A 25,269-nucleotide genomic window follows, 5' to 3' on the forward strand; every position below is an offset into this window, starting at 1 on the left:
TGCGCGCCGAAACCATCGGGCCGCTGCTCGCCGAACAACTCACCGAACTCGTCGGCCACGCCCCCTACACCATCAAACCCGTCATCGACCTCAACCAGACAGTCAGCGCCGACGCCTACGAAATCCCCACCAGAATCCGCAACCACATCAAACTCCTCCACCCCGTCGAACTCTTCCCCTACGGCACCCGCGAAACCCGCACCACCATCGACCTCGACCACATCCAGCCCTACAACCCCCTCGGCCCACCCCACCAAACCAACACCACCAACCTCGCCCCACTCAGCCGCTACGCCCACCGCGTCAAAACCCACGCCCACGGCTGGAACCTCCGCCGCCTCGACCACCAAACCCTCGAATGGACCACACCCCACAACTTCACCTTCCACGTCGACCCCACCGGCACGCACCGCGTGGACCCCGGGATCGACAAGACTGAGCTGGATCTACCTGGTTGTCGGGAGGATGCATGCTGATTCGCAACGTCGCCGTGCTGGTTGTCCCCGAGGTGGGGGAGTGCCGGGTCGAGGAGGCGCAGGACATCCACGTAGAGGGCGACCAGATCACGGCGATCACCCCGACCGCTCCCACCAGTCCGACCACCGGCGAGTCAGACGATGCCGAAGTGATCGACGCGACCGGACTGGTTGCGGTGCCAGGGTTGATCAACGCGCATACGCACAGCCCGATGGTGATGATGCGCGGGGCCGCGGAGGATCTGTCGATCGAGGACTGGTTCAACCAGCGGATCTGGCCCATGGAGGTGAACCTGACGCCGCAGCGGGTGCGGGTCGGTGCGCGGTTGGCGTGTGCGGAGATGTTGCTGGCCGGTGTGACCACGTTCGTCGACCACTACTTCCACGCCGACCAGATCGCCGCCGCGGCGATCGAGTCCGGGATCCGGGCCGACATTGCCCCGACGTTCTTCTCCGCAGCCGGCCGGGACGCGATCGACGCAGCGGTCGAGACCACCCGCGAACTCAACCAACTCCATCCCCGCATCACAGCGAGCCTCGGTCCACACGCCACGTACACGGTGGGCGACGAAGACTTGCGCCGTACGGCGGAACGAGCGCGGGCCGAGGGGATGCGGATCCACCTGCACGCCGCCGAGACGGATGACCAGACGCAGGCGTCGCTCGACAAGCACGGCGTGACCCCGGTGCAGGTGCTCGAGCGGACCGGAGTGCTCGACGCCGGCGTTCTGATCGCGCACGGGTGTGGGATCCGCGAGTCCGACCTCCCGATCCTCGAGCGGTACGCCGATCGTGTCGCGATCGCCTCGTGTCCGAAGGTCTACCTCAAGCTCGCGATGGGGGAGGTGACGCCGATCAAGGGTCTCCGGTCGGCCGGCGTTCCCGTCGGCATCGGGACCGACGGAGCCGCAGTTCACAACACCCTCGACGTCTGGGAAGCGATCCGCTTGGTCGCCCTTACCCAGAAGCAACGTGAGAACGACGCCGAGTGGATGACCCTGTCCGAAACCCTGCAGCTCGCCACGCGCGGCAGCGCCAACGCGGCGGGCCTTGGCAACGACATCGGCGTCCTCGAGCCAGGCCGGCAGGCCGACATCGCCCTCGTCGACCTCTCCGCTCCGCACAACCAGCCGATCCACGACCCGCGCGCTGCCCTGGTGTACTCCGTTCGCGCCTCGGATGTCGTCACGGTCGTTGTCGCGGGACAAGTCGTCGTACGCGACCGGCAACTACTGACGATGGATCGCGACCAAGTTCTCGCCGACGCGCGCGAACTCGCCCACACGCTCGTCGATCTCTCGGCCGGGGGAGCGGTTCAGCACTACGAGCCCTGAGTCAGGACGCCAGCAGGGCTTGCAGGATCAGGTCGTTGCGCGCGTTCTGCCCAGCCGGGACCGACGTGTGCACGCCTTCCCGCAGGTACGTCGTGAGGTGGGTCGGCGACGCCGCCAGCGACTCCGACCAGTGCACGACCTTCAGGTTCGAGTACTTCTTCGCGGCATCCGACAGCTGCGAGTTGATCCACGCACTGTTCCGCTGGTCTGCAAGCTGCACGGCTGCAGACTTGGCGGTTCGCGCGCACTGCACGTTGACCCAGACAACAGTTCGCTTCGAGCCGACGATCCGCATCGCCCGGTCCACCTGCGGGCCGAACGCGGGCGGGTTGAAGATGTCGTTCGTGCCGGTCGCCATCAGGATCCGGCGCGGTAGCCCGTACCGCGCGGCCCAGTTCTGCAGCGCGTCGACCGCCGGAGCCGTTGGCCGGCCGGACCAGTTGTGGACCGCGATGGTCTTGCCGCTGCGCGCGATCAGCTGCGACGCGAGCGCCTTGGCGTCCTGCACCGCGATGCTGTCGCCGAACATGTAGACGCCGTCGTTGTCGCGAACGTACGTGATCGTTGCCTCGGGCGCGATCGCGTGACTGAGGACTGTCCAGTCCCCGAGCGCGCCGGACCCGTACGGGTCGGCAGCCGCGGCGGTCCGCGCCAATGAAGCCTCGCCCGTCGCGACGACGGCGACGGTCGCCGCGGCCCCCGCCATCAGGACATGCCGCCGGTTCGGTCGCATGATGATCCCCCAGGAATGATCGGAATTCGCGTGGACCATACATCGTCACGCTCCGCAATCGTCAACCCGCCGTGACGCAATAGAGATCTGACAGACGGTTATCCGAGATCATTCCGACAACTGACCGTGAGGTTTCCTGTGGGTAGGGCAAGCTGCTCCTCATGACTGTGGATCTGTCCTCCTGGCGGAGAGCGCCGTTCACCGGTGGCGGCCTGACCTACGACTGCTTCGAGAAGGGCGCCGGACCGGGCGTCGTGCTGATCCCCGAGATCCCCGGCCTCACCCCGGACGTGGCCGCCTTCGGCGAGCACCTGGTCGGCGAAGGCTTCACGGTCGTCATCCCGTCCCCGTTCGGTACGCCGGGACGCGCGGAAACCAACGGCTACGTGCTCGGCACCCTCGCCCGGCTGTGCGTGTCGAAGGAATTCCGCTGCTTCGCCGTCAACGCCGAGCGCCCGATCACGAAGTACCTGCGGGCCGTGGCTGTCGACCTGGCGGCGCGTACGCCGGGGCGCGGGGTTGGCGTGATCGGGATGTGCTTCACCGGTGGGTTCGCACTCGCGACGGCGGTCGAGGACGTGGTGAAGGCGCCGGTGCTGAGCCAGCCTTCGACGCCGTTCCCCGTGAGCCGGAAGCGGCGGCGCGATCCCGGTCTGTCGGAGCGGGAGCTCGAGGTGATCAAGGAGCGCACCCGGGCCGATGGACTCTGTGTTCTCGGAATGCGGTTCAGCCAGGACCGGATGGCGCCGGGGGAGCGGTTCAGCACTCTCCGTACACAACTCGGCGACGCGTTCGAGGTGATCGAGCTCGATTCCGAGCCCGGAAACCCGGACGGGTACACCCGCGGGGCGCATGCGGTACTGACCCGGGACCTGCGTGAGGACCCGCCGAACTCGGCCTTCCATGCCCGTTCCAGGGCGGTCGAATTCCTCCGGACGCACCTGACAGCAACGGACTGACGACTCTCGGAATCCCTTTTGTTTTTCCTCTGGTCGGGAGCCCGCCCACATGGCACGATCTTCCACCGGGGGCACTACAGGGGACGCGTAATGGCGGGTGCCCAGGCACCGGACGAGTGAGGCTGTATGAACGGGCGGACCGCGCAGGACAAACGAATGCCGGGGAACGGAGCCGACCGCCCGAACGGGAACAACGGTCACACTCCGCAACCATCCGCTGACCTCGAAGCACCATCCGAGTGGCAGTCCGGGCAGCAGATCGCCGAGTTACGGGCCGATCAGCAGCGCGACGTGCCGCAGTCGGAGTGGTTGTCGGAAGTGCGCGACCGGCCGCGGGTCCAGCACGGTCCGGCGCTGCGCCAGTTCAACACCCCGGTCCGGGTCGACGAGATCGCGGTGGCGGCGATGACGCTCGCCGAGGATCTGCAGGCGGCGACTCAGAACATGCCCGAGTCCGTCGAGCTGCGGCGGTTCCGTCGCGACCTCGACCAGGCCGCGACGACCTTCCGCGACCTGGCGAGCAAGCTGGAGGTCACCGCCGGCAAGCTCGTCCGGCTGGCCGCGAACGAGGAGCAGGCCTGCGGCGTCGGCTGGGGCGTCTGCCCCGAGCACGGCCTCACGCTGATGAACGTCGGCGACACCGTCACCTGCCATGTGCTGGGCTGCGGCCTGGAGAACGAGGGTGAGGTCGAGCGCTGTGAGCACCCGGTCGCGTACCGGGTCGTCGACGCGGCCGGCCCGTCCCTGCTGACCTGCTCCGGCCACGCCATCGCCTGTCGCCTGTACTTCGACAACCCGGTGATCACCGCGACCTCCGACAGCATGGAGCTCTTTTAAGCCCACTCCACTGGACGGGGTCTTGACGTCTCGCGTGCCCGAACTTAGTTTGTTGGATCAACAGACTAAGTCGTGAGAAGGGTGCCGGATGACGTTGACCGACGGTCGTCGCTCGGGTGGCCGGGGCGTTGCGGCCGATCACGTCTCGCTCCGGCGGAACAACCTGTCCGTCGTCCTGAGGCACGTCCGCGACCTCGGCCCGCGGTCCCGTGCTCGCATCGCCGACGACACCGGGCTCAACAAAGCGACCGTCAGCAGCCTCGTCGCCGAGCTCGTCGAACGCGGCCTGCTGCGCGAAGGCAGCGCCGACTCCAGCCGCGCGCTTGGGCGCCCCGGACAGCTCGTCGAGCTCGACGGCGCCCGCGTCTGTGGCATCGGCGCCGAGATCAACGTCGAGTACCTCGCCGTCGTAGCGCTCGACCTGACGGGCGAGGTCGTCCTCGAGAAGCGCGTCCCCGTCGACGTCGCCCACCTCGATCCCGGTACGACGCTCGATCGCCTCACGGGCCTGGTCGAGGAAGCCGTGGCGGCGGTCGAGGCTCGCGGTGGACAGTTGGCCGGCGTCACGCTCGCCCTCCCGGGGCTGGTCCAGGTCGAGACCGGTGAGCTGAAGCTCGCGCCGAACCTGGGGTGGGGCGAGCTGGCCGTCGCTCAGGAGATGCGGAGCCGGCTGGGCGCTCCGACGTACCCACTGCACGTGGACAACGAGGCGAACCTGGCCACGCTGGCGGCGTACGCCGAACTTCGGCGGACCGGACACGAGCCGCTGCACGATCTCGTGTTGCTGACCGGTGCGGTCGGTGTCGGTGGTGGCGTGGTGTCCGGTGGGCATCTGCTGCGTGGCGGGCACGGGTACAGCGGCGAGGTCGGGCACATGCCGGTCGCGCCGCCCGGGCAGACCTGTGGCTGCGGACGGACCGGCTGCTGGGAGACCGTCGTCGGCCTGACCGCACTGTTGCGTAAGGCAACGGATGGCGACGACCCGGCACGGGATCCGGCGCTCGACGTGGAACGCCGGCTGGCCGAGATTGTCCGGCGGGCCGAGGCTGGCGACGCGCGAACGCTGGCCGCGCTGCAGGACGTCGGCAACTGGCTGGGCATCGGGGGAGCGACCCTGGTGAACATCCTGAACCCGGACGTCCTCGTGCTTGGCGGGTACTTCGCTGTGCTCGGGCCGTGGCTGCAAGCGCCGCTGGAACAGGCGATGCGCGAGCGCGTACTCGCGCCGGACGGCGGCGGCTGCCGAGTGGTCCGCTCGGAGCTCGGCTTCGCCGCAGCGGTTCGCGGCGGCGCGCAGATCGCGCTCGACCAGGTTTTCGCTGACCCGACGTATCTACCAGAGCTGAGATGAGCAGAGGAGAGTCATGACGAACCTGGGCATCGGCCTGATCGGCTACGCGTTCATGGGCGCGGCCCATTCGCAGGCCTGGCGGAGCGCGCCGCGCTTCTTCGACCTGCCGCTCGAGCCGCAGCTGAACGTCCTGTGCGGCCGCAACGCCGAGGCCGTCGAGGCGGCGCGGGTCAAGCTCGGCTGGAAGGAGGCCGAGACCGACTGGCGCAAGCTGCTCACGCGCGACGACGTCCAGCTGGTCGACGTCTGCACGCCGGGTGACAGCCACGCCGAGATCGCGATCGCGGCGCTGGAGGCCGGCAAGCACGTGCTGTGCGAGAAGCCGTTGGCCAACACCGTCGAGGAGGCCGAGGCGATGACGGCCGCGGCGGAAGCGGCCAGCGCCAAGGGGATCCGGTCGATGGTTGGTTTCACCTACCGTCGTGTTCCCGCGATCGCGCTGGCGCGGCAGCTCGTTGCCGACGGCAAGCTCGGGACGATCCGGCACGTGCGGGCGCAGTACCTGCAGGACTGGATCGCCGACCCGGAGGCACCGTTGTCCTGGCGGCTGGACAAGACCAAGGCGGGGTCGGGCGCGCTCGGTGACATCGGCGCGCACATCGTCGACATGACGCAGTACATCACCGGCGACACCATCGGTGAGGTCAGCGCCCGGCTGGAGACGTTCGTGAAGGAGCGGCCGGTCGCGGCCGAGCACTCGGGTCTGGCCGGGACGGCGGGGACCGAGCGCGGGCCGGTGACGGTGGACGACGCCGCGGTGTTCCTGGCGACCTTCCGCAGCGGTGCACTGGGCGTCTTCGAGGCCACGAGGTTCGCGACCGGGCGGAAGAACGGCATCCGGATCGAGATCAACGGCAGCCTCGGCAGCCTGGCGTTCGATTTCGAGGACATGAACCTCCTGCACTTCTACGACGCCACCGAGGACTCGAGGACGGCAGGTTTCCGCCGCATCCTCGCCACCGAACCCGTGCACCCGTACGTCGCCGCGTGGTGGCCGCCGGGGCACCTGCTCGGCTACGAGCACGGGTTCACCCACCAGGCCGTCGACCTGGTCACCGCGATCGCCGAAGGTACCGAGCCGCGACCGTCGTTCGCCGACGGCCTGCAGGTTCAGCGCGTACTGGCCGCGGTCGAGGCCAGCTCGGCATCCCGACAATGGCAGGAGATTGCTGAATGAACGACTACACCCCGACGAAGGACGACAAGTTCTCCTTCGGTCTCTGGACGGTCGGCTGGCAGGGCGTCGACGTGTTCGGTACGGCGGTCCGCCCGGCGATGGACCCGGTGCACGCGGTCGAGAAGCTCGCCGAACTCGGCGCCGCCGCGGTCACCTTCCACGACGACGACGTGGTCCCCGACGACAGCACCCGCGGGCAGGTCCTCGAGCGGTTCACGAAGGCGCTGGCCGACACCGGTATGGGCGTCGAGATGATGACGACCAACCTGTTCGCGCACCCGGTCTTCAAGGACGGCGGCCTGACCGCGAACGACCGTCAGGTACGCCGGTACGCGCTGGCGAAGGTGTTGCGGAACGTCGATCTCGCGGCCGAGCTGGGCGCGACGACGTACGTGCTGTGGGGCGGGCGTGAGGGCGCGGAGTCCGGCGGGTCGAAGGACGTGCGGGCGGCGCTGGACCGGTACAAGGAGTCGATGGACATCCTCTGCGCCTACGTGCGCGAGCAGGGGTACGACATCCGGTTCGCGATCGAGCCGAAGCCGAACGAGCCGCGGGGCGACATCCTGCTGCCGTCGATCGGGCATGCGATTGCCTTCATCAACGATCTCGCAGACCCGGGACTGGTCGGCATCAACCCCGAGGTCGGGCACGAGCAGATGGCGAGCCTGAACTACGCGCACGGGATCGCGCAGGCGTTGTGGCACGGGAAGCTCTACCACATCGACCTCAACGGGCAGCACGGTCCGCGGTTCGACCAGGACCTGCGGTTCGGGGCCGGGAACCTGCGCGAGGCGTTCTGGACTGTCGACGTACTGCAGGGCTCCGGGAACTACCCGGCGTACGACGGGCACGTCCACTTCGACTACAAGCCGCCGCGGACCGAGGACGAGGACGGTGTCTGGGAGACCGCTCGCGCCTGCATGCGGAACTACCTGATCCTGCGGGACAAGGTGCAGGCGTTCCGGGCCGACCCCGAGGTCGCCGAAGCGCTGGCCGTCGCGCGGGTCGCGGAACTGGCCGAGCCGACGCTGGCCGCGGGGGAGTCGCTCGACGACGTGCGCAACGCGACGTACGACCCGGATGCGCTGGCCGCGCGCGGTCTCGGCTTCGAGAAGCTGGACCAGCTCGCGATGGAGCACTTGCTGGGCGTTCGGTAGCGAGCACACGCCCCAGGGTTCTGCCGGTTCGGGGGCCCTGGGGCTACGCTCGGGAACATGACTGCTGAGCGGTACGTCGCGCGCATCGCGGAGGTCCCGGGGCACGGGATCAGGCTGGAGACGGTGGAGGGCGCCACGGTTCCGGAGGCGCCCACCGAGGTGAATCTGCTCGGAATGGCGATCGCGCTGGCGCTCGGCGCGGCGGGGTACCGGCATCACGCCGAGCAGCGGGACGCCGAGCTGCAGACGCTCGACGCGTTGCTGTCCGGCGATGCGGTGATGCCCTGGAAGCCGGCGGCGGACGCAGGTACGGCGTACATCGTGTGTGACCTCAACGGCGGCAAGCCGACGTGTGAGGTTCGGCCGACCGCCGACTGATCTTGGACGCGATCTGGCGGGAGGCGCCGGCGCTGCGGCGACCGCGGATCCTGCGGCAGCAGTGGCTGGACCTGACGTTCCTGCACTGGGCCGTCGATCCGTCGGAGGTCGCGCGGTTCTTCCCGCCTGGCACCCGACCGGACATCCTCGAGGGACGCACGTACGTCGGCGTCGTCCCGTTCCGGATGGTCGGCACGGGATTGCCTCATGGCCCAGCCGCGCCGTACTTCGGCTCGTTCTTGGAGACGAACATCCGGCTGTACTCCGTCGACGAGACCGGCCGGCGTGGTGTCGTCTTCCTCAGCCTCGACGCGAACCGGTTGGCCGTGGTGGCGGCGGCGCGGAGTGTCTTCGGTCTGCCGTACCGGTGGGCGCGGATGTGCCACGAACGCCACGGCAATCACCACATGTACACCTCCAACCTCCGTGGAGCAGGCGTTGAGGCTCTCGTTGGCGTGGAGATGGGGGAGCCGTTGCCGACTGGGCCGCTCGAGGAATTCCTGACCGCGCGCTGGGGGCTGCATGTCCAGCGCGGCGGCCGGACGTGGTACCTCCCGAATCGCCACCCGCCGTGGATCCTGCACCGCGCGAACCTCACCTCGCTGGACGTTGACGGGTTGCTGCGGTCGGTTGGCCTCGTTCCACCTGACCGGCCGCCGGATCACGTCGCGTTCAGCGCTGGCGTGCCCGCGGAGTTCGGCGTACCGCTCAGGCCATGAGTTCGGCCGTCTCCTGGATGATGAAGGCGATGTCCAACTGACGCGCCCAGCGGTTGACCTCGGTCGCGAGAGCGCGGGAGCCGGCGACGTCGCCCTCATCGCGGAGCAGGGTCGCGAGCATGGTCTGTTGTGCGAGCGCGGGGCGGAGGTGTCCGGCTTCCTGCAGGATTTCGGTCGACCGCTCCCATTGGGTCCGCGCGAGCGCGAGGTCACCGGCCGCGCGGGCGTGGTAGCCGAGATGGCGGAGCGCTTGGGCGGTCAGCAACTTGTCACCCAGCTCTAGCGCGGCCGTGTAGAGCTTGACGGCCTCCGTGGGATCTTCGTACACGTTGTCGGCGATCGTGCCGGCCCAGAAGCTCGCCGCGCCGCGTCGGGCGTCGTCGGGAGCCTCGTCGATGAGGGCCTGCGCGCGGTCGCGCAGGTCTCGGTCACCTGACTGGAAGAGAGCGGTTGCGTAGTCCTTCCGCAATCTCAGAAGTGCAAGGTCCCACGACTCGTCGAGGACTGCAGCTAGCGCGGCGGACGCGTGGTTGGTCTGCCGGCCGAAGTCGTGGTCGACGGTGACCTCCGCGAGTGCGAGCGCGAGGGTTGCGCGCTCGGCGGAGTCGTCGGTCCTGGCGGCGGTGAGGAGGTCGGTCGCGGCGGCCCACTGGCCGGCGCGCATCAGGTGGAGGGCCGCGGTGGCGACCTCGGTGGCTGCGAGTTGAGTCATGACCGCACGGTATTTCGACGTCGAAATATTTGACAACTAACCTTCAGTCGCTGAAAAGTTTGTCGGGTGAAGGATTTCGTGGACGAACACGTCGACCTCTGGGCCGGGCAGCTGGCCGACCTGGATCGGGACGTCGAGGGCATCACGGTCCGCCTCCAGGTGCTGACCCGGTATCTCGAGCGCCGGCGCGAGGCGGTGCTCGCGGCGTACGGGCTGCAGTTGTGGGAGTTCAAGACGCTGCACATGCTCCGCCGCGGCGGTACGCCGTACCGCGCGACACCCGGCCAGCTGGCGCAGCGACTGACCATGTCCGCGGCCGCGATGACCAACCGGCTCGATGCGCTCGAGCGGCGTGGGTACGTCGAACGCACGCACGACCGCGACGACCGCCGCAAGGTGGTCGCGACCCTGACGCCCGCCGGGAACGAGCTGTGGGAGCGCGGCATCGGCGACATCCAGCGGGTCGAGGAGGAGCTCATCCACCACCTGCCCACCGCCGAGCGGACGCTCCTCGACAACCTGCTCCGGCGGCTCGTCACGGCCTCTGAACAGGATTCCTAGGCGGGACGTGTCAAGAACGACCGTCCAGCTCCGACGTCCAGGTGAAAGCACGCTGAACCTGGAGGACAGACGGATGGAACCGCTGAACCTGATGGTCTCGCTCAGTCACTTCGCCAACGACAACCGAGACAACCAACACGGCCTGAGCGACCCCGCCGGCCGCAGCCGCCCCACCATGCCGGCCCGCGGTCACCGCAGCTGGCGGGTCCTGATCACGGCGCTGCACCTGCGTCGTGTCAGAGTCCTCCCGTGACGGATACCTTGAAGACCGCCTTGCTGGCCGTGTACGACGAGCAGTTGCGCGGGACGAGCGAGAGCGCGGACGTGCCGACCAGCACGGACGGCCCGGTGCTGCGGGTCGAGTACCCGAACCGTGGGTTCGTCAGCTACCGCTCGCTCGACGGTCTCGACAGTGCCGAGGTCGACGCCCTGATCGCCCGCCAGCGCGACTACTTCGCGGCGAAGGGCCAGGCGGTCGAGTGGAAGCTGCGCGGGCACGACCAGCCCGCCGACCTGCCAGACCGGCTGCGCGCCGCGGGGTTCGTACCCGAGGAGCAGGAGACCGTCCTGGTCGCGGAGAGCGCCGACATTGTGGAGCGGCTGCGTGGCCGCGAGTCGGTCGACGGCGTCACGATCCGGCTGGTGCACGATCGCGCGGACTTCGAGCGGATCGCCGCGATGGAGTCGACGGTGTGGAACGACGACTGGTCCTGGCTCACCGACGATCTGGTACGCCGGCACGCGGGCGGCGCGGACGTCTTCGTCGCGGAGGTCGACGGGCAGGTGGTGTCCGCGGCGTGGGCCGTTTACAAGAACGGCACCGAGTTCACCGGTCTGTGGGGTGGCTCGACGCTGGCGGAGTGGCGCGGCCGAGGAATCTACAAGGCTCTCGTCGCGGTCCGCGCGGCGCGCGCCGTCGAGCTCGGCTACAAGTACCTCCACGTCGACGCCTCCGACGACAGCTCCCCGATCCTCCAGCGCCTCGGCTTCCTCGCGGTAACCACGACCACGCCGTACGTCCACACTCCGGCTTAACGCGCTGCGCGGTACAGCGAGTAGTGGGTGGGGCCGTGGTGGGGGAGTTCTAGTTCGGCGGTGACGGTGAAGCCGAGGGACTCGTAGAAGGTGACGTTGGTGGGGTCCTGGGTTTCGCAGAAGGCCGCGGAGTGGGTGGCGTCCGCGGCGGTCAGGCCGGGTTGGATGACGGCTCGACCGAGGCCTCGGCGTTGGTACGACGGGTCGACCGCGGCGAGCCCAAGGAACCACACAGGGGTCTGCGGCCGGAAGATCGCGGCTGCCTGGTCGTATTCCGCCGTGATCGCGGCGCGGGTGCCGGAGATCTCCCGGAAGGTGTCCGCGAGCGGCGCGAAGACGTCTCGGGACGTGGTCGGCGTCGTCCAGACCGACACCGCGCTGACGTCGTCGGTGACCCAGATCCGCCCGTGGGGGAGACCGATCTCGGTGACGAACAGGCGGTGGTACGCCGTCAGCCGGTCCTCGTACCCGTCGGGGTCGAGACAAGCGCGCGTCATCGGGTAGTCGGCGAACGCCCGGCAGAGCGTGCCAACGATCGCGTCCACGTCGGCAGGCGTTGCCTCGCGGACGGTCACGTCCGGAGCACCTCGAGGACCAGGTCGGCGACGGCGCGCATGCCGGCCGCGTTCGGGTGGTACGGAACGAAACCACCGAGATTCGGCGGCAGCATCGTGAACCCGGTCGTCCACGGCTCGGCCGACCCGATCGCATGGTCCAGCGAAGCCGCCGACGCCGCCACCAGCTCGGCGCCGCTCGCCGCGGCCGCCTTCGCGAACGCACCCGCCAGCCCGTCGGCCATCATCGCGATGCTCGGCAACTGCTCCTCGTTCAGCGGTACGTCGAGCCGCGGCCGGGTAGCCGGTCCGACGAGACTGAGGTAGTCGACGAGCACGATCCGCGCCTCCGGCGACCGCTCGCGAGCGCGCTCGACGACGGTCGTCAGCGAGTCGGCGACGGTCTGGTACGACGCCTCGTCCTTGAGGTAACTGACCCGCGCGCGGATCCGGTTCGCGACGCGGCGCCCGAAGATCGTGGCAGGCTTGGCGAGCGTGTTGAGGAAACTCCCGCGCAGGAACGTTCCGACGTACTCGAGGTCGTTGCCGCCGACGGTGATCGTGACGAGCGCGGTGTCCGGGGTGAGCGCGTCGAGCTGCGCCGGCGCGTCGTCCTGCGGGGTGTCGAGCACGTGCGCCGTGGTGGCACCGGAGTACGTGACGTCGGTGAGGTCGAGGCCGAGTTCGGCGGCGACCAGGTGCGCGTAGTTGCTGCCTGACCTCCCGGCCGGTGGATGCACGATCGGGCTGATCCCCGGTCCCGCCGCGAACGAGCTGCCCAATGCCACATACCGACTGCCGGAAGCGATCACCGGGCCACGATAGCCGGAGATCCGGTACGAGATACTGCCCCGGTGACTGACGACGTGTTCGGTACGACGGGGATTCGCGAGCGGGTTCTGGCTGGTTGGGCGGCGGCACCCGTGCGGTTCCGGGAGGACGCGAACGCCGAGGAGGAGCTGGCCCTCGGTGGGTACGTCGACCGCCTCGTGATCGAGCTAGCCCAGAACGCGGCGGACGCGGCGGCGCGGGCAGGCGTGCCGGGACGCGTGCTGTTCGAGTTCCGCGGCGACACGCTCGTCGTCGCGAACACCGGCGCCGCGTTGAACGCCGACGGTGTGCAGTCCCTCGCGACGCTGCGGGCCTCGGCGAAACGCGACGATCCGCACACCCAGGTCGGCCGGTTCGGTGTCGGCTTCTCCGCCGTCCTCGCGGTGACGGACGAGCCAGTCATCCTCTCGCGCACCGGTGGCGTGCGGTTCTCCAAGGCCGACACCGCGGCGGCCATCGCCGACCTGGGATCGCTGGACACCGAGCTTCGCCGCCGCGACGGTCAGGTGCCCGTCCTCCGCCTTCCGTTCGAGGCCGATGGCGAACCGCCCGCCGGCTACGAAACCGCCGTCATGCTCCCGCTCCGCGACGAGGCTGCGGTCGCTCTCGTACGCCGCCTGCTCGCCGAGGCCGACGACGCGCTGCTGCTGGCCCTTCCCGGTCTGGCCCGGATCGAGATCGAGACCGACGAGACCCATCGAGTCCTCGAGGACGCCGAGTCCCGCTGGCACATCCACCGTGCCGAAGGCGTGTTCGACTCCACCGAACGCGAACAACTCTTCGCGGATCGCCCGACCGAAGAACGCTCCCGCCCCACCTGGTCGGTCGTCTGGGCGCTGCCCCGCACCGCAACCGAAGACCTGCCAGGCGTTGTGCACGCGCCCACCCCGACGGACGAGCCGCTCTCGCTCGGTGCGTTGCTTCTAGCAACCTTCCCGCTCGACTCCACCCGACGGCACGTCGCCAACGGCCCGTTGACGGATCGCCTTGTCCAGCAGGCCTCGACGGCGTACGGCGAGTTGTTGCGCCAGCGCGCCGACGACGGGCAAGACGTGCTGCATCTGATCCCGACCGGTCTCGCGGCGGGTGCGCTGGACCGGGCGCTCCGCGACGAGATTCTCGCAGTACTGCCGGACATCCAGCTTCTGCGAGCGGTCGAGGACGGGACCGCCTTGCGGCCGCGCGACGCCGTGCTCGTAGAGGGCGCTGACGACGCCTTCAACGCGGTGCTCGCGCCGCTCGTACCGGGTCTGATCCGAGCCCGTCGCGAGGACCGCCTCGCGCTGGATGCCCTGCGGGTACGACGACTTGAGCTGGCCGAGGTCGTGGATCAGCTCGGGGGAGAGGAGTCGCCCGACTGGTGGCGCACCCTCTACGCGTCACTGTCCACGATGGTGACCGATCCACTGATCAGAGAGTCGCTCGGCACCCTCCCGATCCCACTCGCCGACGGCAGATTGGTCCGCGGCGCCCGCGGCGTGCTGCTCCCCGGACCAGAGCTCCCGGTCGACACCCTCGCGGCCTTCGGCGAGTACGGCGTACGCGTCGTCCACCCCGACGCGGTGGATCCCGCGCTGGAGCGACTCGGCGCCATCCCCGCCACTCCACGATCGCTGCTCGAAGACAGCGCCGTCCGCACCGCCGTCGAGCACTCCGCCGACGCGGACGACCCGGACGCGATCGCCCACGCCGTCCTCAGTCTCGTCGCCGCCGACCCTTCCCAGGCCGACGGTCTGTGGTGGCTTTCCGACCTCGTACTCCGTGACGCCAACGGCGACCTCGTGCCCGCGAACGCCTTGGTGGTCAAGGGTTCCGACGCCGAGGCCGTCCTCGACGCCGACGAGGTCGCACCCGTCGCCGCGGACGTCCTCGACCGCTACGGGCGACCGGCGCTCGAGGCGGTCGGCGTCCTCGCGACCCTCGGCATCATCACCGTGTCCGACGTCGCCCTCGACCAACTCCCCGAAGTCCTCCAGGACCTCGACGCGATCGAGGACTGGGCGTACGACGTCGCGCCCGACGGATCCCGGTACGGCGCGACCGTTGGCGAGCTGCTCGCCATCCGCGACCTCGACTGGATCACCGACGACAGCTGGCCGAAAGTCCTGGAATTACTGGGTTCTTCGCCCGAACTGCGGCGCGCGCTGGTCACTCAGGTCCGCGTCGTCGGGCCCGACGACCGGCCGCTCGGCGTCCCGTCGTACGCCGCCTGGTGGATCCGGGAGCACGTCGTACTCGACGACGGCGAACCGCTGTCCGGACGGGCGGATCCGGACGCCGAGCCGGTGCTCGCGAGCTTCCTCGACGAAGCACCCGAATGGACGGCCGGCCTCGATCCAGAGGTCCGAACGGCGGCCGGGCTGGTCCGCGAGGTCGGCGACTTGGACGCCGACGGCATCGGTCTCGTCCTCGAGCGGTTGTCCGACCCGGAGCGCGAGGTCGACGAGGTCGCGATCCTCCGGCTCTGGAACCGGCTCGGCACCCTCGCGCTGTTCCCCGGCGACGCGCCCGCGCAGGTCCGCGTGCTCGGGACCGACGGCGTCACGCGGGTGACCGATGTCGACCGGGCGGTCGTCGTCGACGCGCCGATGTGGATCCAGCGGACCGACCTCGGTGGGTTCGTGGTCGGGTCCGGGGCCGCCGCGGACGGGCTGAGCGACCTGTTCGACGTTCCGCTGGCCCAAGAAGTTGCTGAGGGCAAGATTGACGGGACCGGCGCGGAGGCCGACGTACCGGCGATCGTCCGGGAACTGGTACCGGAGGTTCCTCCGGTGTGGTGGGAGCACGAGGAACTGACCGTCGACGGCGTCGAGGTCGACTGGTGGGTGGATGCGGACCGGACGCCGCACGCCGCGACCTTCGACGGTCTCGCCAAGGCGCTCGCCTGGGCCGCCGGCCGGTGGGACCAGCGGCATGTGATCCGTGCGGTTCTCAACGAACCGGACCGCAGTGTGGAACTTCTTCTCGACGCCGTCCACGACTGACCGGAACCGGCCGCGGGGCCCGAAGATACACGCTTCGTGACCGTACTTGGAAGCGTTTCCGCGTACGGCGTCACGGAGAGCGAGCCAACGTTGTCAAAGGTTGGTATATCGACTGATCTGCGGATATGACCTCGAAGTTTCAACGTGGCAATGAACTCTTGCCAACGTTGTCAGGCCTACTTATAGTCCGTGGCACCTCTCGGTCGGTGATCAGCCCGCCCGCGCAACGGAAACGGAGGTGACATTCGTCATGAACGAAGCACCGCGCCCACAATTCGAAGACGTCGAGGATGTCATTCGGTACCAGTTGAGTCGACGAAACATGCTCGGAGGAGGCGCGGCCGTCGCGGCCACGGCGTTCCTGTCGGCCTGCTCCGGTGGCGGCTCGTCGTACTCCGACAAGCCGGCGGGCAACAACAAGCCGGTCGCGACCAAGTCGATCCAGATCGGCAAGGCCAACATCCCGGTGCCCCGGGACCAGACGGTGATCGTCGGCCAGGTCGAGTACACGGTCTTCGACAGCTTCAACGGGATGATCCCGAACGGGTCGCCGTCCGGCGCCGGCGTGGAGCTGAGCACCGAACCGCTGTTCTTCCTCAGCTTCGCCACCGGCAAGCTCACGCCGTGGCTGGCGACGGAGTACAAGTACAACGACGCCTTCACCGAGCTGACCCTCAAGTTCGACCCGAAGGCGCACTGGAACGACGGCCAGCCGCTGGGCGCGAACGACTTCAAGTTCACGGTGATGCTGCTGAAGGACCGCCCGGACCTCTTCGGGGGTGGCGGTGACCTGAAGGAGTTCGTCAAGTCCGTCGCCGTTCCGGACCCGCAGACCGCGGTGGTCACGTTCCTGAAGCCGGCGCCGCGTTTCCACTACAACTTCATCGCCGCGATCTCCGGTGCTCCGAACAACATCATGCCGGAGCACATCTGGAAGTCGCAGGACCCGACGAAGTACAAGGACAACCCGCCGGTCCGCAGCGGTCCGTACAAGCTGAAGCAGGCGATCCGGAACCAGAAGATGTTCATCTGGGAGAAGGACCCGAACTACTGGAACAAGGACAAGCTCGACGTCAAGCCGCAGTACGTCGTCTTCCAGAGCACGTCGAAGCAGCTCGACCAGGCATCGCTGGCCTTCGAGCGGGCCGAGTTCGACGTCGGCTCGGTCGACGAGCAGCACGCCAAGCAGCTGCGGAACACCGGCTACCCCAACCTCGTGACCACGCAGTTCCACGACCCGAACCCGCGCGTGTTCTGGCTGAACTGCGACCCGAGCCGCGGTGTGATGGCCGAACCGAAGATGCGCTGGGCGATCAACTACTGCATCGACCGGGAGAAGATCGGCAACTCGATCTGGCCGGTGAAGGTGCCGCCCGCGCAGTACCCGTGGGCGGACTACCCGACCAACGACAAGTGGAAGAACGACGACCTCGCGAACAAGTACAAGTTCGAGTTCAGCCCCGACAAGGCGACGCAGATGCTGGACGAGATCGCGCCGAAGAACGCGGCCGGCAAGCGGACGTACAAGGGCAAGGAGATCAACCTCGAGATCATCACGGTCTCGCCGGTCGACGGCCCGGAGTACGCGATCGCCAACCTGCTGAAGACCCAGCTCGCGAAGGTCGGCGTACCGTCCACCGTGCGCAGCCTCGCCGGCAGCGTCCACGACGACAAGTTCCAGCGCGGCCAGTACGACATCGACTCCAACTGGGCCGGCTTCGCGATCGACCCGGTGCAGCTGTACACCGACTGGACCAGCGACAAGTACCAGCCGGTCGGCAAGAACTCGGCCGGTAAGAACAAGATGCGGTTCCGCAACCCCGAGTTCGACAAGATCGTCGAGCAGCTGGGTGTGCTCAACCCGGATTCGCCGGACGCCAAGCCGCTGCTCGACAAGGCGCTGGAGATCTACTTCCAGCAGATCCCCTTGCTCGCGTCGATCCAGACCGGCTACCCGTCGTACTTCAACACGGCGTTCTGGAAGGACTGGCCGACCGACGACGACCTGTACGAGGTGCCGCTGAACTGGTGGCCGCACTTCATCTTCGTGCTCGGCAAGATCAGTGCCACCGGGCAGAAGGGACCGGCGTGACGGCGGAAGCCCCGCCTGCGGTAGTCACCGACAAGAGCCAGGACTCCGCACCCGCTTCGGGGGTGCGGGCCTGGCTGTCGCGGCATCCGCTGGCGGCGTACGCCATCCGGAGATTCGGGCTCTACCTGGTGGAGCTGTGGGGCGCACTGACGATCGCGTTCTTCTTCTTCCGGATGATGCCCGGCGATCCGGTCCAGACGCTGATCCAGACGCTGCAGCAGAACTATGTCTACAACGCGCAGGCCAGTGCCGAGCTGATCGCCCGGTACCGGCACGAGTTCGGGCTCGACGGGAACCTGCTGACCCAGTACTTCAAGTACATGGAGAAGCTGGTCCTGCACGGCGATCTCGGGCCGAGCCTGATCAACTACCCGACCCCGGCGCAGACAGTGATCCTGCGGTCGTTGCCGTGGACAATCGGTCTGCTCGGCATCTCCGCCGTCATGGCCTGGATCCTCGGTGTGGTGATCGGCGCGATCGCCGGCTGGCGGCGCGGCAAGCTGGGTTCCGCGATCGCCACCAACCTGTCGATCGCGCTGTCGCACGTGCCGTACTTCTTCGTCGCGCTGATCCTGGTGTACGTCTTCGCGTACACGATGGGACTGTTGCCTGCGAGATCGGCGTACGACTCCAACATCAATCCCGGCATCAGTCTGGCGTTCATCGGCAGCGTCCTGAAGTACGGGTTGCTGCCGGGGTTGTCGATCGTGATCATCGGGACGTTCAGCTGGATCCTGTCGACCCGGATGCTGATGGTCCCGATTCTCGGCGAGGACTACCTGGTGTACGCCGAGGCGAAGGGCCTGAAGAGCTGGCGGATCCTGACCCGGTACGCGCTGCGGAACTGCTACCTCCCGCAGATCACAGCGTTCGGCATCTCGCTGGGCTTCATCTTCAACGGCAACGTGCTGGTCGAGCAGCTGTTCAACTACCCCGGACTCGGCACCACGCTGGTCACGGCGATCCAGCAGCTCGACTTCAACACGATCCTCGGTGTCACCGACATCGCGATCTTCTCGGTGCTGACCGCCGTCCTGCTCCTCGACCTCCTGCTCCCGCTGCTTGACCCGCGGGTCAAGTACTGGAAGTGATGACGATGAGACTCATGACCGCGGTACTGCGGACGATCCGGAACAGCCGGCGACTCGCGACCGGGCTGACCATTCTCGGGCTGCTGGTGCTGCTCGCGCTGCTCAGTCCGCTGATCGCCAAGGCCATCGGTGGTGGCCAGGACCCGATCGAGCTGGCGGCGTACGACAAGTGGCTGGTGCCGGGACCGAAACATCTGCTCGGCACCGACCAGTTCGGCCGGGACGTGTTCGCGATGGTGGTGAAGGCGCTGTCGGTCTCGCTGCAGATCGGTGCGATCGCCGGCGTGATCTCGACGGTCGCCGGTGTGATCGTCGCGTTCGTCGCCGGGTACAAGGGCGGGTGGATCGACAACATCCTCTCCACGTTCACCGGCATCCTGCTGGTGATCCCGACGTTCCCGTTGCTGATCGCGCTGTCGGCGTACGCGAAGAACGTCAGCCTGTTCCAGGTCGGCCTGATGATCTCGATCTTCTCCTGGCCGTTCGCCGCGAAGACGATCCGGTCCCAGGTGCTGAGCCTGCGCACCCGGCCGTACGTCGATCTGGCGCGGGTCAGCAAGGCCCGTGACCTGGAGATCATCGTCACCGAGCTGCTGCCGAACCTGCTGCCGTTCATCGGCGTCGGGTTCGCGTCGTCGGCACTCGGCGCGATCTTCGGCCTGGTCGGCCTGGAGATCATCGGTCTCGGGCCGGGTGGCGTGATCGACCTCGGGCAGATCATCTTCAACGCGATCGGGACCGGTGCGCTGACACTCGGCGCCTGGCCGATGTTCGTCGTACCGATCGCCCTGCTGACGTTGCTGTTCGCGGCGCTGAACATGGTGAACATCGGGTTGGAAGAGGTCTACAACCCGCGGCTGAGGGGAGTGGCCGGTGAATAACGTTCTCGAGGTCAAAGGGCTCGAGGTCGCGTACTCGACGAACCGTGGTGACGTGAAGGCGGTCCGCGGGATCGACCTCGACGTGCACCGCGGCGAGATCCTCGGGATCGCGGGCGAGTCCGGCAGCGGTAAGAGCACCCTCGCGGTCGCGCTGCTCCGGCTGCTGAAGCCGCCGGGCAAGGTGACCGGTGGCTCGGTGATGTTCCACCCGGCCGGCCGCTCGCCGGTCGACCTGCTCAAGGTGAACGGCGAGGAGCTGCGGGTACTGCGCTGGAGCGCGCTCTCGTACCTCCCGCAGGGCTCGATGAGTTCGCTGAACCCGGTGATGCGCGTCGAGGACCAGTTCAAGGACGTGATCCTCGAGCACGCGCCGGAGCGCAAGGAGTCCGTCGGTGAGATGATCCCGCGGCTGCTCGGGCAGGTCGGGCTCGAGCCGCGGGTCGCGCGGATGTACCCGCACGAGCTGTCCGGTGGGATGAAGCAGCGCGTGCTGATGGCGATCGCGGTCGCGCTCGAACCGGACCTGGTGATCGCGGACGAGCCGACCACCGCGCTGGACGTGACGATCCAGCGGGTGATCCTGCAGTCGCTGGCGGACCTGCGGACCGATTTCGGCGTGACGCTGATGGTGATCTCGCACGACATGGGTGTGCACGCGCAGCTCGTTGACCGGGTCGCCGTGATGTACGAGGGACGGCTCGTCGAGGTGGGCGACGTACGGCAGGTCTTCAAGGACCCGCAGGATCCGTACACCCGCCAGCTGATCGACTCGATCCCGCAGGTCGGACGGAGGGCGTCATGAAGTCGGAGCTCGAACTCAGGGGCGTACAGCAACGATTCCATGCCCGCGGGGTGGCCGACGGGTACGTGACGGCGGTGGACGACGTGAGCTTCAGCCTGGCCGCGTCGCCGCCGCAGATCGTCAGCCTGGTCGGCCAGAGCGGCAGCGGGAAGAGCACGATCGCCCGCAACGTGCTCGGCCTGCAGAAGCCCACGGCCGGGACGGTGCTGTACGGCGGCAAGGACATCTTCAAACTGAGCCGGGCCGAGTACGACGCGTACCGGCGCGACGTACAACCGGTGTTCCAGGACCCGTACGCGATCTTCAACCCGTTCTACCGGGTGGATCGCGCGCTCTGGAAGGCGGTGAAGAAGTTCAACCTGGCCGACACAAGGGAGAAGGGGCTGGCGCTGATCGAGGAGTCGTTGCGCGCGGTCCGGCTGGAGCCCGAGAACGTCCTCGGACGGTACCCGCACCAGTTGTCCGGCGGTCAGCGGCAGCGCATCATGCTCGCTCGGGTGCACATGCTGAAGCCGTCGTTCATCATCGCCGACGAGCCGGTGTCGATGCTGGACGCCCAGGTGCGCAAGCACTTCCTGGACATCCTGCTGGACTTCCAGCGTGAGCACGGGATGACGACGCTGTTCATCACCCACGATCTGTCGACGGTGTACTACCTCGGCGGCGAGGTCATGGTGATCACGAAGGGCCAGATCGTCGAACGCGGCCCGGTCTCGTCGGTGATGCACGAACCGTCGCACGCCTACACGAAGCTGCTGCTCGACTCGATCCCGCAACCCGACCCGGACCAGCGCTGGACCAGCCGGATCGCGGTCGACGAACTCGACCAGGTCGACGACAACACGCCCGCGGACACGACGCAGCCGGAGGTCCCGATCATCTAGGGGCGCTGTCCCGACGTACACAGGAACTGGTAGAACCACGCGCCGAAGGCCGGGTCGGTCATCAGCTCGCGGTAGCGGACGAGTTCCTCCGGGGTGGCACCGACGGCCAGCAGCTGCGGTTCGACCTGCTGGTTGAGGTTGCGATGCAGCAGGCAACCGTGGGTGCCACCCGTCGTCGTCTCGGAGTACTCCAAGGTGTGCACGTCGACCAGGCCGGCGGCGGTCATGCGGGACCCGGTACCGCCGGCCCAGCTGAAGCTGATGCCGCCGGCCGGGCTGACGACCTCGTGCGACAGGTACTGGATGCGCGCCCAGAGTGCCTCGTCCTCGGCGCTCGGCGTGGTGATCGGATGCAGCCGACGGCCGGTGAAGTCACCGATCACGATTCGCCCCCCGGGCGCGAGCGCGTTCACGAGGTCGGCGAAGACCTGCTCGCGTTCCGGGAGGTGCACGAGAACCAGGCGCGCGTGGATCAGGTCGAAGGTCCCGTCCACACCGAGGCCGTTGCGGAGGTCGTGCTGCCGTACGACGACGTTCGGTGCCATGTCCGTGAGCTGGCTGGTGTCGATGTCGACGGCAACGACCTCGGCGGTGCGGGCGGCCAGCCAGTTGGCGATCGCGCCGGAACCGGCGCCGATCTCCAGGCAGCGGGCCGTGGGGGAGAGGGGGCGCCGTTCGAGGGCCCAGCGGGTCGGGGCGTCGAGGATCGCACCGAGGTGATCGAGATGGTCCTGGCCGAGTTCACTGCCGGTGTCGAAGAGGTAGTTCATCCCAGCAGCGTCGCGTGATCCCGCGACCAGGCGCATCCGGAATCATCCGGATCGGGTCAAGGCCCAGGCGACAACCTCGTAGCGGCTGGTCAGGTCGAGCTTCCGCCGGACGTGGTCGAGATGCGTTTCGACGGTACGGCGAGAGATGGTCAGGGATCTCGCGATGTCGTCGTTGCTGAGGCCCTGACCGGCCAGGTCGGCGACCTCGAGCTCGCGGCGGCTCAGCGGCCGGTCGTCGACGGTCGGCGTGGCGAGCGCGTCGAAGAGCAGTTCGTCCTGCGAGAGCTCCCGGCCCGCGGCCATCAGGCGCGCGGCCCGGCGTACGCCGATGTTCCGGCGGATCCGTTCCACGGCCGCGTCGCAGAAGGTGGTCATCGTGCCCGACATCCCGCCGCCCCCGCGGCTCAAGGCGGTGGCCGCGCCGGCGAGCCGGAGCGCGGCACGCGGGCGGCCCTCGTTGGCGGCCAGGCTCATCCCGGCCCACAACCACTCCGGATCCTCGATCAGACCGGAGGCGGCGCGGATCTGCTCGGCGACGGCGACGAGTTCGTGCCGGTGCGCCGTCACGTCGCCGGCGACCGCCGCGGAGAACGCGATGCCGAGGCGTGCGGTCACGGTCATCGCGGCACCGCCACCGGCAAGGCTGATCTCGAGCGCTTCGCGGTAGTGCTCCTCGCCCTCCGCCCAGCGGCCGTCCTCGAACAGGATCAGGCCGAGAACCGTCAGCGCCCAGCCGCGACCACGTTCGTTGCCGGACCGGATGAACATCGCGAGGCTCTGTTCGCACAGTTCGGCCGCGAGCGACGTGTCGCCGCCGGAGGCCGTTGCGAGGGCGAGGTCGCGCAGGCTGCGCGCCGTACCGTGCTGGTCGCCGAAGGCGCGGCGCAGGTCGAGGCTCTGCTGGTAGGCGGTGCGCGCGGCCGGGTAGTCGCGCTGGCGCCAGGCGAGGCGTCCGACTCTGGCGAGGGCGGCCGCGCGGATCTTGGGTTCGGCCGGGGCGTGGTCGAGGTACTGCTCGATGCGCGCGCGGGCCTCGTTCACCTGGCCACGGTGCTCGGAGTAGTAGCCGAGTGTCGTGGCCAGGCGCAGCGCTAGGTCGGTCGGTTGACGACGAGCCCAGGCCAGCGCCGCGAGCAGGTTGGCCTCCTCGCGTTGCAGGTCGACGAGTGCAGCGGCACGTTCGAGGCCGCGGAGACGGGCGTCGTTGCGGCGGGCGACGGCGAGGTAGTGCTGGGCGTGGCGCCGGCGGACCGCCTCGCTGTCCGCGTCGTCGGCGAAGACAATGACGGCGTACTGGCGGACCGGTTCGAGGAGGCGGAACCGGACGCGGCCGTCGGGCAGCGATTCGGTCAGGACGAGGGAGTGGTCGACGAGAGCCGTCAAAGCGGTCAGCAGGTCGTCGCCGAGATCGGTGATCGCCTCCAGGGCATCGAGGTCGAAGCCGCCGGTGAAGACCGCGAGATGCCCGAACAGGCGTTGTTGCGTTGATTGCAGGAGGCAATAACTGGAGTCGATCGCGGCGCGCATGGTCGCGGGCCGGCCGTGCTTCTCGTGCAGGAGCTGGGTCAGCCGTTCCAGCACCTGCTGCGTGGACAGCACGCGAACCCAGGCCGCGGCCAGCTCGATGGCCAGCGGCAGCCCGTCGAGCCGTCGGCAGATCTTGTGAACGACGTCGTCCGCCGCGAAGTCTGCGGTGACGAGTCGGGCGCGATCGGAGAACAGTTCCACGGAGGTCTGCTGTTTGAGCGGCGGGAGCCGATACACGTGCTCGCCGGACGCACCCAGCGGGACCCGGCTGGTCGCCAGGATCCGTACCTGGGGGCAGGTCTGGAGAACCTCACCCACGTACTGCGCGACGTCGCTCGCGATGTGCTCGCAGTTGTCGAGCACCAGCAGCAGCTCGCCGACCGCGTCGATCCCGACCCCGGGCGCCAGCTCCAGGGCGTCGGCCATCGCACCTTCCACAGCGCAGTCGACCGACTCGTCCGCCGCGAGCTCGGCCACCACGACAGGCAAGGTCTGGCGTCCGGCGAACTCCCTGCTGATCCGGGTCTTCCCGGCCCCGGGCGGGCCTGCGACAGTCACCAGCCGCGAGCCCGCCAGCATCTGTCCGACCCTGTCCAGCTCGCCCGCCCGCCCGAAGAACCGCGTGAGCTCCGGCGCGGGCCGCCGGTTAGTGGACGGCATCGGCGTGGCGAGGAGGTCGCGGTGGAGTGCCTGTAGTTCGGGGGCTGGATCCGTGCCGAGGTCTTCGGCCAGGCGTCGGCGCAGGCTCTCGTAGCGTTCGAGCGCCTCGGCCCGCCGGCCCGCGTCCCGGAGAGCCGTGAGCAGCCGGAGCCACAGCGACTCGCGCAGCGGATAGCGGGCGATCAGCTCCTGCAGTTCGGGGATGTGATCGGCGGTGGACTCGTCGACCCGCTGCTCCCAGGCGCCGAGGAAACGCTCGACGAGGGCCGGTACCTCGTGCTCCTCGAACCACGGCGACAACCCACCGAACGGGTCACCGCGCCACAACCCCAACGCCTCCTCGACACACCCCTCGTCGAGGAAACGCCGAAAGCGCAGTACGTCGATCGACTCGACCGGCAGCGCGAGCCGGTACCCCGACGGCTCGGTGACGACCGCCTCCTCACCGACCACGCGTCGCAGCCGGCCGACGTACGTCTGCAGACTCCCGCGCAGCCGTTGCGGCGGGTCCTCGGCCCAGAGCGCATGCCCCAGACCGTCGAACGACACCGTCCGCCCACAGTGCACCGCAAGCATCGCCAGCAAGGCCCGCACCTTACGGCCCGGAACCGGAATCGCCCGGCCGTCGCGGCGGATCTCGAACGGGCCGAGCAGCCGAATGTCGAGATGTCCCATCTCACCCCCGAGAAATGTGAACTTCCCACTTTACCGAGTGATCGGGTCGTCCGGACTGACAGCGAACTGGCAGCGCCGCCTCGTACCGT

23 protein-coding genes and 1 pseudogene are annotated in these 25,269 nt (G+C 68.5%); 18 read left to right on the forward strand and 6 right to left on the reverse strand.

What is annotated here, in order from left to right; genetic code table 11:
* Positions 1–476: pseudogene (locus ACWGID_RS20195) on the forward strand (hypothetical protein); the annotation flags it as partial.
* Complete coding sequence (locus tag ACWGID_RS20200) at positions 470–1,810, forward strand: amidohydrolase (RefSeq protein WP_452198616.1); 1,341 nt, start codon at positions 470–472, stop codon at positions 1,808–1,810. The pseudogene ACWGID_RS20195 and the gene ACWGID_RS20200, both read left to right, overlap by 7 nt.
* 1 nt (position 1,811) lies before the next feature.
* Here ACWGID_RS20200 and ACWGID_RS20205 read toward each other — a convergent pair whose 3' ends face one another.
* A complete protein-coding gene (locus tag ACWGID_RS20205) occupies positions 1,812–2,543 on the reverse strand; it encodes a hypothetical protein (protein WP_452198618.1) in 732 nt (243 codons plus the stop codon).
* A gap of 161 nt (positions 2,544–2,704) precedes the next feature.
* On the opposite strand from ACWGID_RS20205, the gene ACWGID_RS20210 reads away from it, so the two are divergent.
* From ACWGID_RS20210 to ACWGID_RS20240, 7 genes are all read left to right on the forward strand, one after another.
* Positions 2,705–3,502 carry a dienelactone hydrolase family protein gene (locus tag ACWGID_RS20210; protein WP_452198620.1) on the forward strand — a complete coding sequence of 266 codons (798 nt, stop codon included), beginning with the start codon at positions 2,705–2,707 and terminating at the stop codon, positions 3,500–3,502.
* Between the two features lie 156 nt (positions 3,503–3,658).
* The gene (locus ACWGID_RS20215) at positions 3,659–4,339 is read left to right on the forward strand and encodes a hypothetical protein (RefSeq protein ID WP_452198622.1); all 681 of its coding nucleotides are present in this window, start codon (positions 3,659–3,661) and stop codon (positions 4,337–4,339) included.
* An 88-nt stretch (positions 4,340–4,427) separates the two neighbouring features.
* Entirely contained in the window at positions 4,428–5,690 is a 1,263-nt protein-coding gene (locus ACWGID_RS20220) for an ROK family protein (RefSeq protein ID WP_452198624.1), read from the forward strand.
* A gap of 13 nt (positions 5,691–5,703) precedes the next feature.
* Positions 5,704–6,867 carry a Gfo/Idh/MocA family protein gene (locus tag ACWGID_RS20225; RefSeq protein ID WP_452198626.1) on the forward strand — a complete coding sequence of 388 codons (1,164 nt, stop codon included), beginning with the start codon at positions 5,704–5,706 and terminating at the stop codon, positions 6,865–6,867.
* Positions 6,864–8,024, forward strand: coding sequence for a xylose isomerase (gene xylA, locus ACWGID_RS20230; RefSeq protein ID WP_452198628.1), 1,161 nt, complete (start codon positions 6,864–6,866; stop codon positions 8,022–8,024). The genes ACWGID_RS20225 and xylA overlap by 4 nt, the downstream gene beginning before the upstream one ends.
* Before the next feature lie 57 nt (positions 8,025–8,081).
* On the forward strand, positions 8,082–8,402 hold the full coding sequence (locus ACWGID_RS20235; RefSeq protein WP_452198630.1) for a hypothetical protein: 321 nt from the start codon (positions 8,082–8,084) through the stop codon (positions 8,400–8,402).
* A 2-nt stretch (positions 8,403–8,404) separates the two neighbouring features.
* Positions 8,405–9,121: a YqjF family protein gene (locus ACWGID_RS20240; protein ID WP_452198632.1), complete on the forward strand. Its 717-nt coding sequence runs from the start codon at positions 8,405–8,407 to the stop codon at positions 9,119–9,121.
* On the opposite strand, the gene ACWGID_RS20245 is transcribed toward ACWGID_RS20240, so the two are convergent.
* Positions 9,111–9,833 carry a hypothetical protein gene (locus ACWGID_RS20245; protein WP_452198633.1) on the reverse strand — a complete coding sequence of 241 codons (723 nt, stop codon included), beginning with the start codon at positions 9,831–9,833 and terminating at the stop codon, positions 9,111–9,113. The two genes, ACWGID_RS20240 and ACWGID_RS20245, sit on opposite strands and share 11 nt — an antisense overlap.
* 66 nt (positions 9,834–9,899) lie before the next feature.
* Here ACWGID_RS20245 and ACWGID_RS20250 point away from each other — a divergent pair, with 66 nt between their 5' ends.
* The 3 genes from ACWGID_RS20250 (at position 9,900) to ACWGID_RS20260 (ending at position 11,429) form a co-directional block, all read left to right on the forward strand.
* The gene (locus ACWGID_RS20250; RefSeq protein WP_452198635.1) at positions 9,900–10,394 is read left to right on the forward strand and encodes a MarR family winged helix-turn-helix transcriptional regulator; all 495 of its coding nucleotides are present in this window, start codon (positions 9,900–9,902) and stop codon (positions 10,392–10,394) included.
* A gap of 73 nt (positions 10,395–10,467) precedes the next feature.
* The gene (locus ACWGID_RS20255) at positions 10,468–10,647 is read left to right on the forward strand and encodes a hypothetical protein (protein WP_452198637.1); all 180 of its coding nucleotides are present in this window, start codon (positions 10,468–10,470) and stop codon (positions 10,645–10,647) included.
* Complete coding sequence (locus ACWGID_RS20260) at positions 10,644–11,429, forward strand: GNAT family N-acetyltransferase (protein ID WP_452198639.1); 786 nt, start codon at positions 10,644–10,646, stop codon at positions 11,427–11,429. The genes ACWGID_RS20255 and ACWGID_RS20260 overlap by 4 nt, the downstream gene beginning before the upstream one ends.
* Here ACWGID_RS20260 and ACWGID_RS20265 read toward each other — a convergent pair.
* Both ACWGID_RS20265 and ACWGID_RS20270 read right to left on the reverse strand, forming a co-directional pair.
* Positions 11,426–12,004, reverse strand: coding sequence for a GNAT family N-acetyltransferase (locus ACWGID_RS20265; RefSeq protein ID WP_452198641.1), 579 nt, complete (start codon positions 12,002–12,004; stop codon positions 11,426–11,428). The genes ACWGID_RS20260 and ACWGID_RS20265 overlap by 4 nt on opposite strands.
* Positions 12,001–12,795 (reverse strand): SGNH/GDSL hydrolase family protein, encoded by a 795-nt coding sequence (locus ACWGID_RS20270; RefSeq protein WP_452198643.1) that lies wholly within the window; start codon positions 12,793–12,795, stop codon positions 12,001–12,003. Before ACWGID_RS20270 ends, ACWGID_RS20265 begins: the two co-directional genes overlap by 4 nt.
* Positions 12,796–12,837: 42 nt before the next feature.
* Between ACWGID_RS20270 and ACWGID_RS20275 the strand changes: the two genes are divergently transcribed.
* From ACWGID_RS20275 to ACWGID_RS20300, 6 genes are all read left to right on the forward strand, one after another.
* Complete coding sequence (locus ACWGID_RS20275) at positions 12,838–15,798, forward strand: sacsin N-terminal ATP-binding-like domain-containing protein (RefSeq protein ID WP_452198645.1); 2,961 nt, start codon at positions 12,838–12,840, stop codon at positions 15,796–15,798.
* 250 nt (positions 15,799–16,048) lie between these two features.
* The gene (locus ACWGID_RS20280) at positions 16,049–17,890 is read left to right on the forward strand and encodes an ABC transporter substrate-binding protein (protein ID WP_452198646.1); all 1,842 of its coding nucleotides are present in this window, start codon (positions 16,049–16,051) and stop codon (positions 17,888–17,890) included.
* Positions 17,887–18,981 carry an ABC transporter permease gene (locus tag ACWGID_RS20285; RefSeq protein WP_452198648.1) on the forward strand — a complete coding sequence of 365 codons (1,095 nt, stop codon included), beginning with the start codon at positions 17,887–17,889 and terminating at the stop codon, positions 18,979–18,981. Before ACWGID_RS20280 ends, ACWGID_RS20285 begins: the two co-directional genes overlap by 4 nt.
* Before the next feature lie 5 nt (positions 18,982–18,986).
* On the forward strand, positions 18,987–19,862 hold the full coding sequence (locus tag ACWGID_RS20290; protein WP_452198649.1) for an ABC transporter permease: 876 nt from the start codon (positions 18,987–18,989) through the stop codon (positions 19,860–19,862).
* Positions 19,855–20,664 (forward strand): ABC transporter ATP-binding protein, encoded by an 810-nt coding sequence (locus ACWGID_RS20295; protein ID WP_452198650.1) that lies wholly within the window; start codon positions 19,855–19,857, stop codon positions 20,662–20,664. Before ACWGID_RS20290 ends, ACWGID_RS20295 begins: the two co-directional genes overlap by 8 nt.
* The gene (locus ACWGID_RS20300; RefSeq protein WP_452198652.1) at positions 20,661–21,548 is read left to right on the forward strand and encodes an ABC transporter ATP-binding protein; all 888 of its coding nucleotides are present in this window, start codon (positions 20,661–20,663) and stop codon (positions 21,546–21,548) included. The genes ACWGID_RS20295 and ACWGID_RS20300 overlap by 4 nt, the downstream gene beginning before the upstream one ends.
* Here ACWGID_RS20300 and ACWGID_RS20305 read toward each other — a convergent pair.
* Positions 21,545–22,318 carry a methyltransferase domain-containing protein gene (locus tag ACWGID_RS20305; protein WP_452198654.1) on the reverse strand — a complete coding sequence of 258 codons (774 nt, stop codon included), beginning with the start codon at positions 22,316–22,318 and terminating at the stop codon, positions 21,545–21,547. The genes ACWGID_RS20300 and ACWGID_RS20305 overlap by 4 nt on opposite strands.
* Positions 22,319–22,360: 42 nt before the next feature.
* On the reverse strand, positions 22,361–25,180 hold the full coding sequence (locus ACWGID_RS20310) for a BTAD domain-containing putative transcriptional regulator (protein WP_452198655.1): 2,820 nt from the start codon (positions 25,178–25,180) through the stop codon (positions 22,361–22,363).
* Positions 25,181–25,269 lie beyond the last annotated feature (89 nt).

This window comes from Kribbella sp. NPDC054772 (assembly GCF_053611945.1).